Raw genomic sequence first — 1,343 nt, 5'->3', positions numbered from 1 at the left:
TATATGTATAGTTGCATCAGTCATTTATTTAAAAGTGAAATATGACGAAAAAGAAAAACAAAAAGCAATTTACTATAAAGAACAACAGGAGCGTATTACACTCTATCTTAAGCATAATACTAAAGAACCAAACACGATTAAATCTGTGCATTTCACAAGTTTAAAAAGAGGACCTATGGGCGATGTCGTAATTGAAGGTTACATCAATGAAAATAAAGAAGATGATTTTGTTGCTTATGGGTCTCCAGAACATCATTATCAATTTGGTGGAAGTTTAATCAAAAGTAAAAATTTAAGCACATTATTAAAACCAGCACATCAAACCAAAACGCCTGATGATATAAAAAAAGAACTAGATTCTAAAAAGAACGACCGCTAAAACTATGCGGTCGTTTTAATTTTGTTTTCAAGCTAATCACACTTACACATAAAAATAAAAACTTGAATTTTTGTACAACTTTCCACTGTATTTATCTGTTAACCACTTTATATCCACAATATTTCGTTGATTTTATATAAACACTTTTGGCTGCTTTTCCTTGACCTAGATTAAAATTATAGATTTTCTTTGTAAGAGTGTGTTTTGTAGTATCATAAATATGTAAACTGTATAAAATTCCACCACATTTTAGGAGCTGGTGATAGATGTCGAAAAAGAAAATTTTAATATTAACTAGTATTATGTTAATCATATTAATTAGTGTTGCAGGTATCTATTTTAAAATGAAATATGACGAAAAAGAAAAGCAAAAATCAATTTATTATAAAGAACAACAAGCGCGCATTACACTTTATCTTAAGCATAATACTATAGAACCGAACACGATCAAATCTGTACATTTCACAAACTTGGAAACAAGTCCTATGGGAAGTGCTGTGATTGAAGGTTACATAAATGAAAATAAAGAAGATGATTTTGTTGCCTATGCATCACCTGAAAATAACTTTCAATTTGTAGGTGATTTAATTAAAAGTGAAAGATTAAGTGAGTTACTAAAACCAGCGCATCAATTAAAATCACCAGATGATATAAAAAAAGAACTAAATAAAAAGTAGAGTCACTAAAGTTAGGAGTTACTTTAATGAACAAAAAACATGTTTTTATAATTATTGGTGTCATTTTATGTATATGTATAGTTGTTACGGCCATACATTTAAAAATGAAATATGATGAAAAAGAAAAACAAAAAGTGGTTTACTATAAAGAACAACAAGAGCGCATTACACTTTATCTCAAGCATAATACTAAAGAACCGAACACGATCAAATCTGTACATTTCACTAACTTGGAAAAAGTCCTATGGGAAGTGCTGTGATTGAAGGCTACATCAATGAAAATAAAA

General features: G+C 28.8%; 2 protein-coding genes and 1 pseudogene. All 3 read left to right on the top strand.

Annotation, left to right across the window (positions count from 1 at the left end):
- Position 1 precedes the first annotated feature (1 nt).
- A complete protein-coding gene (locus tag HMPREF3247_RS04725; protein WP_164826331.1) occupies positions 2 to 379 on the top strand; it encodes a DUF1433 domain-containing protein in 378 nt (125 codons plus the stop codon).
- A gap of 266 nt (positions 380 to 645) precedes the next feature.
- On the top strand, positions 646 to 1,056 hold the full coding sequence (locus HMPREF3247_RS04715) for a DUF1433 domain-containing protein (protein WP_000038229.1): 411 nt from the start codon (positions 646 to 648) through the stop codon (positions 1,054 to 1,056).
- Between the two features lie 26 nt (positions 1,057 to 1,082).
- Positions 1,083 to 1,343, top strand: a pseudogene (locus tag HMPREF3247_RS04710) (DUF1433 domain-containing protein); the annotation flags it as partial.

It is taken from the genome of Staphylococcus sp. HMSC36A10, from assembly GCF_001838845.1.
GTDB lineage: Bacteria > Bacillota > Bacilli > Staphylococcales > Staphylococcaceae > Staphylococcus > Staphylococcus aureus.
This window is presented reverse-complemented; position numbering and strand designations above follow the sequence as displayed.

Bases quoted from the DNA above. Each gene is read 5' to 3' on its own strand.
- HMPREF3247_RS04715 (WP_000038229.1), top strand. From the start codon at position 646: ATGTCGAAAAAGAAAATTTTAATATTAACTAGTATTATGTTAATCATA.